Here is a 9,697-nt window from a genome sequence, read left to right as displayed (position 1 = left end):
TTATGTCATTTTTCTTCACAAATTATAAACTTCACGATATATAATATTTTTATTTTACAATATTAAGTTTTATTTTTATGCATAAATTACAATTTTCATTTATTTTTAGGTGCTTATAAATATTTTAGGCACAAAAAAAGCACCCTTTCGGATGCTTTTCAATTTTATTTATTATGTAATTTTCACTTTTGTATATCTAAAATATAATCGATATTAATTTTTAATTCATTATTTAATTGTCAAATAGTGATTATATCTATAAATTACTTCAAAAAATATTATCATTGTTCTAATTTCTAGCCAATAAAAAAGACCATCTTTTTTATAAGATAGTCTTATATATTTGAAAATTTATATTAAATTCAATAATAAACTATAACTTTTATATATAGTATATATATTAACCTTTCTGTATATCTATATCTTTAATCCATACAATTATTATTAACCATATAGAAAGGAGTTATATATTATGATTGATGCTCGTATTGGTAAACAAATTAAAGAATATCGTGAAAAAATAGGGTTAACCCAAGAACAGTTTGCAGAAAAAACAGGACTCACCACAAACTATATTTCTACTGTTGAAAGAGGTGCTTCTTTTCCTTGTTGCGAAAAACTAATCACTATATTAAATACACTTGAAGTATCAGCAAATGCTATTTTCTGTGATGTGTTAACACATTCAAATACTTATAAATCTTCATCTCTTTCAGATGAATTATCTACTCTATCACCCAAAGCCCAAAAATATATACTTCAGATAGTATAATTAATAATTAAATAAGAAAAAGTAAATAATATATAAATTTTTTATAAGCTATGTATATTTTTAGTACATAGCTTTTTATCAAATAAAAATTCACTATGAACTTCTGTTGATGTATATCCTGAATAAAATTCAATTGCTTTTTCTATAAATTCATTTCTAATTTTACAATTTTTTATATCCATACCTTCATTATATTTTTTCAATATTTCATCATATAATCATATTAAACAAAGTAAACCTCTTTAACCTCGTCTTGTAAATTATATAACTTTTAATATTATTACAAATATTATATTTTAGAAACAAAATATAAAAAATATTGTACAATTAATTTGTAATTTTATTCTATAATATATTTTATCAAAAATTATTTTATTTCATTAACTTTTATATTAAATAATTTGAATAAAATATCCATAATAACGCATAAAAGGGAGTGATATATATTCACTCCCTTATTTTTAAATCTTAAATAGACTTAAATATATTCTAAATAATTATATTCTAAATAAACTTTACACTATACTCTTATTGTAGTTTTAAGTTACTTGACAACTCTGAAATAAATTCTGATTCTTCTAATTCAGACTCTTCTATATTAGATTCTTTTGTTTTATCTAGTAATTCATATTCATTTGAAACATCAATTTTAATATCTTCTATTAATGATGTTTCTTCTGAATTTTCAGGTGTTTCTGATTTTATAATGTTTTCAAAATCTTCAAATTTTTGAATTTCTTCTTCTGTAAGTGTTGCTCTACTTAAATCTACTGTACCTTTAGGTGTACCATTAACAGAACCTCTATAAGTGCTACCTTCTAATGAAGGACTACCTATAATAGTAAGTACAATGTCTGTTAAACTTCCCCCTCTTTGTTCACCTAAAAAATATTCTAAAGTAGCTGTATCATCTACAAAAACAGAAACTTTTCCATTTACGAGTGCATTCATATATGCACCACCTACTTCTGCAACTGCTGTTCCTTTAATATGAATTTCTACATCTCCATTTACTGTTGTTGTTCCACTACCACTTCCATATAATTGAAATTTTCCACTGTTTACAGTAATCACAGGATTTCCAATAATTGTTGTTTCTTCTGCATCATAAGATGCTCCGGCATAAATAGAAGGATAACTCCAATAACTAAAAGATGTTTCTACATCTTCACCAATAGTAACAGAGTGTCCATTTGCATAAATGTGATTAATTTCATATATTACATTATCGAATGTAATATCTGCATTTGCTTCAAGAATACTACCCTTTATACTATACTTTTGTTGTTCATTTGAACGAATTTTACAAGGAACAGACGGTAATTTATCAGAGTCCAATAATTCTATATTATCATTTAACACAATTTCTCCACTACCGTTCTGTTCCAATGCAGATACAGCATCTGCCAATATACCATAATTTTTACCATTTACAGTAAAAGCATTCTCATTTACAGCTTTTATGAAATCCAAATCTTTTCTAGCAATAGTAGAAAGTTTACCATCTGTTGTTTGAGCTGCAGCTCTAATATATACTGTGCCTCCATCAGTATTTTCGATTTTTACAGTAAATGAACCATTATAAAGAATTTTATTTTCTTCGAAATCAGAAAGTTCTCCACTTGTAATACCATCACTCTTATCTACTACATAATATATCTGTGTATCATTTGTAGGACAACTTAATGTTACAGTTACTTCTTCATCATTTACATACTGTGTTTTATTAGGTTCTATAGAAATAACAGGCTGTGCTGCCACAAATGCTTTTTGAATTGCATTTTGTATAGCAGCCAAAACAGCTTGGCTTTCTGTTTCAAATCCATTAATGGTTGCTACACCTTCTGTATCTTGGTTTAAATATACATTACTCAATAATTCAGGTAAAAATGATTTGTATTTTTGCTGACTATCATAATCTAAAGAAATATTTGTAATATAGTATTTTTGGTCAAAGTTTGGGCTTTCTATTTCCACTTCTGCTTGAATATCACTATAACTTCCTTGGAATGTTCCACTCTCATAAGAATGTTTCTGATTTGGATTTGCAAAAACATATCGAGCAATTACTGTATCAGAACGTTTTCCATCTAGAAAGGCAGCTGCTTTTACTACTACAATTCTACCATTTGGATAAGTATCTGTATCCGCTTCTAAAACAACACCTTTTTCATCATAAAAAGGAGGAATTTCAGATATGAGACTACTTTCTTCTGTTGGCTCACTACCATCTAATGTATAACGAATTTCTGCACCGGATTCTCCTGTCATAATTACAGAAATAGAACCTGCACTGCTATTTGGTGCAACAATTTTTTCTGACTGAATAACAGGTGGTGTAATTTCACCCTGACCTTCTTCTATAGGCTGACTACGTAAAGCTGCAATAGTTGCATATTTTACAGAGTCACTTGAAAGTGTAGCACCACTGATTGCGTCTACTTTTACTTCTTCATTATCTGATGGTGTTGTACGTGCATTCAAAAGTTCTTTTAAGTTTTTACCCTGCAATTTGGAAGGCATACCCTCTGTTTCCATAACAGAATTACCCCACCAAAAGGCATTGTCTATATCACCTATAGGCTCTGTTCCATTATCTTCTAACAAAGCAATTTCTCCATTTACAGTTGTTACTTTTACCTTTACATCATAAGGCTGTCCTTCTGCACCGGCACAAACTGCTTTTCCTACATATACTTTTGTTCCTGTATCGTTTTCTGGAATTTGTACAAACTCAATAGTAACTTCAGTAACATCAGACCATACACCATTTTTTTGTGCTGCAATCTTTAACACTACATAACTATCTTCATTTTCAGTTGGCGAAATTGATATTGTTTGACCTATTAGTTTTTTTTTTCGCCTACATCTTCTGTAGGATTACTTCCGTCAGTTGTATAATATACTTCTGTCTCTTCCGGTGCTGAAATTTTCAATACTGCTGGTTCTGTTGCTGCAAATAACATCTGTGTACGTAAATCTTCTGCTTCTACAGTTGGTGAATCTACTGTATCTGATACAGATGGAAGAGCATTCTTCACAGCTTCTTTAATTGCATTACTGGATAAAGTAGCACCACTAACTGCATCAATACTATCTATATCTGCTGCTGTTTTACCTACAAATTTTTCAAACATAGCTAATGCACTTTGCCAAAAAGATTGGTTCATAACATTTCCAGGATCTGTACCATTATCAGCAACTGAAACAATTTCTCCTGTATCTTTGTTATAAGTTACACTAACTTTTGCATCATAACCAAAATCTTGTACTGTTGCACTTCCTTCTGATGTTACATTTGTTGGTTCTGGAGGAGTAGTTCCTGTATAATTGAACATAAAAGTTAAATATCCACCATATGAATCATACTCTGTATAATTACTAAAATGAAGTTCCATACCTTTTCCGCTCATATATTTTGATATTGTATAATCTTCACTTGAAATTATATCATCTGATGAATTAAATACTTCTAATGTAAATGTATCTTCTGACCAATCTATGTATTTTTCAGGCATATCTATGTCATAAATTGTAAGCATTCCATTAGAATCCTTCCAATCTTCAATATTTACATCAATAGTTTTTACAAGAGAATCGCCATCATATATTTTAACTTTAGCCGGTATTTGTTTCTCATAATCTATTACATCTACTTTAAATGTTTTACTTAAATCACCATATGAAATTTTAATTTCTTTTGTACTAGCACTAGCATCATCTTCAGTAAATGTATATCCATCTTCCGGAATAGCAGTAAATCCTCTATCAAGGCAAGCCTGCCAACCCTCAAGTTTTTGTTTACTTCCTTTTTCTGTAACAATATTTATATTTAAATCATTTAAATCAAGATTATATCCAACACCATATGTAGTTGTTAAATAATTTGTATCAAGTTCAAATGATTTAACATTTGAAGTATCTTCAGAACTATCAACAGCAATATAGTATGTTTCAAATTTCCATTTCTGACCACTTTCTGATGGTTCAATACCTTTAAGACTAAATTCCCAATCGTTATACTCTTCATTATATATACCGTCTGTGAGTTTTCTATCACCATCATATATTGCCATTGATTTTATACTACCGATAATTTTTGGTTCATAATTGAACTCATCTTCAATAATATCAAGTCTCTGTGTTTCACCATTTTCAAAAGTAATTACTATATGGCTAGGTACAGTATAATTAGTTTTTTTAGATACAACAACTTTTGAAGGAATTGAAATCAAGGAATCTTCCTGTATAAAATCAATTTGTAAAGCATTACTTTCAGAAAGTTCAGGAGTATCTTCAGTAATCAAAGTTCCGTTTTGAATGCTTGTTGTTATACCATAATCTGCAAGTTGGTCAAAACCTATCTCTTTTTTCTCTCCATTTGGTGATATATAAACATTGAGTTTTACATCAGTTAAGTCAAGATTTTCATCAAAGTACATATTTGCTTTCGGAAATTCTGAAAAATCCATCCACATAACTGTTTGTTCTTTTTTATCATTTGCAAATTTCATAGAACGTTCAAGAGCATTTTCAACAGCACTTAAATATCCTTTTGCTGTCATTGTTGCACCAGAAACAGCGTCATATGCAGTTCCTTTTTCTTTGTTATCAAGCTGTTCTTTTATAGTATCAACATTTTTAAGACCTGTAAGATTATTTAATATATTTTGACCTCTTTCAAATCCACTATCTTCTGTATATTTAACACTATAAGCATTTTTAATTACACCATTTTCTACTATTACACGTACAATATCAGGACCTTTATTTTCATAATATAAACTCCATGTTCCTGTACCATACCACTCGCCATCTGCAAGTTTCTCAGTAGGTTCTGGAGTTACACTTCCATTACCAACAGTTCCTGTAACAGTTGGATATCCAGTAGCTACGAGTTTTAAAGTATATGAACCATCAGCACCATCTGGGAATATAGGAGTTGTACTACCATGACTTGAAGCTTCGGCATCAAAGTTTATTGAACCGTCTTCATTAATAACAGATGTACCTTTTGCACCTCTTATTGATGAGTCATTTACATAAATTTCTGTAATGGCATTACGATATTCATCAACAGTTACACCACTATCACCTGTTATAACAAGTTTATTATTTTCAAATTTAATATCTTTTTCTGAAAGACTACTGTTTAATGTGAATGTTGTTTTTGTTGAAACATATCCATTTTCAGCATTGTCTGAAACAATAACTGTATATACCGCTGGTGATATATTTTCTGTATTTTTAATTGTTATAGTAGAATTTTCAGGATTATAAGTATAGTCTGTATCGTATGTTAAATCTGTTCTACCTTTTCTAAGAGAAATTTTAGGTTCATATCCTTCTGGAAGATTTAATGTAAGTTTTACTGGCATTTCTTTATTTGATGAATATTGTACATTCTCAGCAGTAACACTATATTCTTCTCCTAAAAGTTTTCCGCAATAAAGATTAAGGTTATCAATAGTTAAGTTTTTATATCCATTAAGAATATATGTAACTTTTGTAATAGTTTTACCTGGAATATCTTTATATCTTTCATATGAAATATTATTTCCATGAGTAGAAATACCTTCCTCAGAAGCAATAGCTAATTCTCCGGCTCTAAACCATATGTTTTCTAAGTGTTTTAAACCATATTTAGCTCCATCAGATGTTTCTATAATCACACCCATTATATTTTCTCTTCCGTTAACTTCAGAAGGTAAATCACTTACATTTATCTGATAATTACCATAGTTTGTTTGGTCTGTAATAGTTGCAGAAACATTTGAAGAAGTAGTTACTTGTGAATTTGAGCTGTCAATTGCTGAAAGTGTTCCGTCAGCATATAATGTTTTAAATTGGTTTAAAGGTGTTGATGATAAATTTTCAATGCTGTCTACTATTGATATAAGCTGATTATCACAAGAAACACCTACAGTTTTTAATATAATAGTTTTAGCATAAAGGTCTGCTGATAATTTTATAGGAGTTTTTACACCTAAAATTTTTCCCCCTGTACTATCTGCCTCTGAATTTGCTTCATAGAATGTATTTGAATACATACCCCATTTTGAAGTAGTAGCAGAAGTTACAGCATCATATAAACCTTCACCACGCATAGATTGTGCAGTATCTGATTTTGTAACTATATTACTTGAAGGCTCTGAAACAGAATTTAATTCTCCATAATAGAAGTCAGCATAAGGAACTTCTGCTGTACCATAGAGGTCACCTGTAAGTTTATCACTACAATAGCAATAAATATTTGTATCACCTATTTTTTCACTTGTAACTTTTTCACCGTTTACAGTAAAGTTTGTATTAAGACTTCCTCCTACATATACAGGAACACCGTAATAATATGTTTTACCTTCTATAGATATTGAATTCATAGGTATTTCTGTATCAGCTGTTATAACTTCTGTACGTTCAATATCTTTGAATGTTAAATCTTTTGCTCCTTCCGGTGCTTTTGTTGTCATATCACCTGTAAAGTCAGATGGATAATAACGACTAAATATAACATTCATTTCATTCATATTACTTTCACTATCAGATTTATTTGTATATGTATTATCTGAAAGAGTAGCGTTCACTTTTGAAGTGATTGAAAGATTTTTCTTTCCAGAAGAAATACCTTCATATATGTATATATCATCAGCTCCGATACTACCATTATTACCTTCAAAAGTACAGCCTGTAACATCAAGGTCAACTATACCATCAACAGCAATAGCTCCTCCATAAGCAGCACAATTGTTTTTAAATGTTGAGTTTGTAACAGTTAAAACCATAGGTGTTGTAGCTCTAAAGTTGTTAGCATAGATAGCACCGCCTCGACCTGTAAAACTTCCATCATTTGAAGGTACTGTATTATTTTCAAAAGTACAATTTTTTACTGTAACTTTTGGAGGTATTTGACCATGGTCGTTTATAAATATAGCTCCTCCTCCATTAACAGAGCTTTTACTGTCAGCTTTACAGTTTTTAAATGTAACATTTTCAAATGTCGCTTCTGCACCATCTTCAACAAAGAATGCTCCACCAAGTTTAGTTGAGAATGAACCTCCATCTATTGTAAGATCTTTTACAGCAACTCCTGTTGTTGTTCCTGCCAATCCATCAATATCAAAGCAGAATGTTTTACCTTCTGCAACTGTTATTGTTTTATTATTTCCATCAAATGTTATATTTTTCTTTGATATTGTAAGAGTAGCACTTGAAACACCATCTAAAACAGTTGTATCTGAACCAGCATCTGTTATGTTATCTTTAAGTTTTATAGTGTCACCACTTTTTGCATTTTTTGCAGCAGATTTGAGTTCTTGCCAGTTTGAAACTGAATATGTTGTATATGATGATGAAGAACCACCACCACCGCTGGAAGAACCTCCAGATGGTTTGTTTGTAGTAGGAGTTTTTTCATCTTCTATATTACTAATTAAATTTGTTATATTACCTACTTTACCTTCCCCTGTAACTTTTGTTTCTGTTTTATATAATATATTTCCAACAGAAGAATTTTTATCAATATTTATATCTGTATTTGAAATATTATTTTGAACAATAATATCTCCAGTTGATGTTTTACCTGTTATATTAATAATGTTTCCACCACGAATTACTATTCTACCTTTTACGGATATACTATCCAATTGAATTTTTCCTGTATCAACACCATCTGTAATAATAAGGTCTCCTTCTATTGTTGAATTTTTTAATATGACATTGTCAGAAGATACAATAATATTACCTTTTATATTATCAGAATATTCTCCAGGAGAAGAAATATATGAACCTGCCACCATATACATAATTTGTGCAAATTCAGCTCTTGTTATATTTGATTTTGGATTTATATTTCCATTAGAACCATTTATATATCCTTTTTTTATAAGTCCGGAAATACTTTTTTTAGCCCAATCAGAGACATTATTACCATCATTAAATTTTGAAAGTTCAGAATAATCTCCATCATCTATAAGAAACGCTCTTGCAATAACAGAGAACGCTTCTTCACGTGTTATGTTTTTTTCAGGGTTTAAAAGCCCGTCTGAACCAACAAAAGTTTCCATATATACAGCTTTTGACATATCATTGTAATACCACGCATTTGAAGAAACATCTCTATAACTTGAAAGTGATGATGTTTTTTTAGCACCAAAAGCACGATTTATTATTGCAGATACCTCAGCACGAGTAATAAAACTAGAAGCATTTATTTTTCCGTTAGCTCCAACTAAAAGACCATTTTCAACAGCATTTGTTAGTGCTGGTGTTGACCAGTCATTTGGAAAATCTGAAAAGTCTGATTTTGAAAGTGCATAAGCATTAGATGGTACTAACATAGATGTAGCAAGTACCATAGCTAGAATATTTTTATTTTTCAAAAATATACCCCCTTTTTATTATAAAAATATAATAATTAATTAGTTAGATGAAACTAACTTTAATTACATTTATTATATTATTACAAAAATATACAGTCAATAAATATAATTATTAAAAATTTCTCATTAAGGTTACAAAGAATAATATTATCAAAATAATGTTATTATATTTATATGTTTAAAATTAGACATATATAAAATAATATTTTTATTATTAATTAAAATATTATTCTTTTGTTACACTTAATGTTACAGAAAGGTAATTATATAAAGTTTATTTACATGTTAAAGTTATCTCATATTCTTTTTTTCTGTAAATACAGAATTATAAATTTTAACACCATTATATGAGCAACATTCATATAATGTATTATCTAATATTACTCTATCAATTTGTACATTAGATTAAGAAAGAGTTATATCCACTATTGTAAGGGTGCATTAAGAATGGCAAAAATCTGCATTAAGAATGGCAAAAAATATAATAAAAAAAGCAGTGGACTTTTTTTAAAAAATTCACTGCTTTTTAAATATTTAAAGTGGTATT

At 29.2% G+C, this 9,697-nt stretch carries 4 protein-coding genes; 1 reads left to right on the top strand and 3 read right to left on the bottom strand.

Annotated features, from left to right (window positions below; all coding sequences use genetic code 11):
* Nucleotides 1-472 precede the first annotated feature (472 nt).
* Nucleotides 473-772 (top strand): helix-turn-helix domain-containing protein, encoded by a 300-nt coding sequence (locus B5E58_RS12720; RefSeq protein WP_088110025.1) that lies wholly within the window; start codon nt 473-475, stop codon nt 770-772.
* A 41-nt stretch (nt 773-813) separates the two neighbouring features.
* On the opposite strand, the gene B5E58_RS13560 is transcribed toward B5E58_RS12720, so the two are convergent.
* The 3 genes from B5E58_RS13560 to B5E58_RS12710 all read right to left on the bottom strand — a co-directional run bounded on the left by B5E58_RS13560 (nt 814) and on the right by B5E58_RS12710 (nt 9,150).
* Nucleotides 814-954 carry a hypothetical protein gene (locus B5E58_RS13560; RefSeq protein WP_158097768.1) on the bottom strand — a complete coding sequence of 47 codons (141 nt, stop codon included), beginning with the start codon at nt 952-954 and terminating at the stop codon, nt 814-816.
* A gap of 346 nt (nt 955-1,300) precedes the next feature.
* Nucleotides 1,301-3,568 carry an FN3 associated domain-containing protein gene (locus tag B5E58_RS12715; RefSeq protein ID WP_088110024.1) on the bottom strand — a complete coding sequence of 756 codons (2,268 nt, stop codon included), beginning with the start codon at nt 3,566-3,568 and terminating at the stop codon, nt 1,301-1,303.
* Nucleotides 3,569-3,618: 50 nt separating this feature from the next.
* Complete coding sequence (locus tag B5E58_RS12710) at nt 3,619-9,150, bottom strand: S-layer homology domain-containing protein (protein ID WP_088110023.1); 5,532 nt, start codon at nt 9,148-9,150, stop codon at nt 3,619-3,621.
* Nucleotides 9,151-9,697: the final 547 nt, after the last annotated feature.

This window comes from Tyzzerella sp. An114 (genome assembly GCF_002161055.1).
GTDB classification, from domain to species: domain Bacteria; phylum Bacillota; class Clostridia; order Lachnospirales; family Anaerotignaceae; genus Fimicola; species Fimicola cottocaccae.
This window is presented reverse-complemented; position numbering and strand designations above follow the sequence as displayed.